The 663-nt window shown below is 23.7% G+C and carries 1 pseudogene; it reads right to left on the bottom strand.

From position 1 onward, the window contains the following. Nucleotides 1-141: 141 nt before the first annotated feature. A pseudogene (locus MAGB_RS04385) lies at nt 142-663 on the bottom strand (hypothetical protein); the annotation flags it as partial.

A 663-nucleotide genomic window follows, 5' to 3' on the forward strand; every position in this document is an offset into this window, starting at 1 on the left:
TTAGTGAAATTTTTTGTTTTTTTATTAATTCAAGAATAAGTAAAAAGGCCTTCAAATAACATCATTTCACTTAAATAATGAATTTATCATCCTTAAGCAAGAAGCGCCTAAAAAGGCCTTATTTGCTTAAATAAAAGAATTCTAGAGTTCAAGACCACTCTTTTTAGTCTTCTCTTTTGTTTTTTGTTTGTTATCTTCTTTTTTTAATTCATTATTAGAAAACATATTTAACATTTCTTCATATTCTTTAGCATTATTTTCTTGTTTATTTTGTTTTTGAATCTCATTATTAAGTTCTTCTTCAGTTATATTAAATAAATGCATAAAGTGTTTTTTAAGGGAAGAATATTCATTAGGAAGTTTAGATAATGTTTCATCTATTTTAGTTAGGGGAGTATAAAATAATTCAAAATATGTATCTATAAAGTTTATTGCGTCAGTTTTAATTTGACTATCAATCTTTTTTTCTTTTAGAAATTTAGTTTTATATTTGCTAAAACCGACTACTTGATAAAATTTAGTTTTCTTAGAATTAAGTGTGTAGCGTAATTTAGACATTACATCTTTATAAATTTTGGCATCCAATTCGACATCATTTCATTTATTGTCTACTTCAAATAGACTTTCAAATAGATTTCTTTCCATCACATTAATTACTGAACA

The sequence above is a fragment of the Mycoplasmopsis agalactiae 14628 genome, assembly GCF_000266865.1.
Taxonomy (GTDB): domain Bacteria; phylum Bacillota_I; class Bacilli_A; order Mycoplasmatales; family Metamycoplasmataceae; genus Mycoplasmopsis; species Mycoplasmopsis agalactiae_A.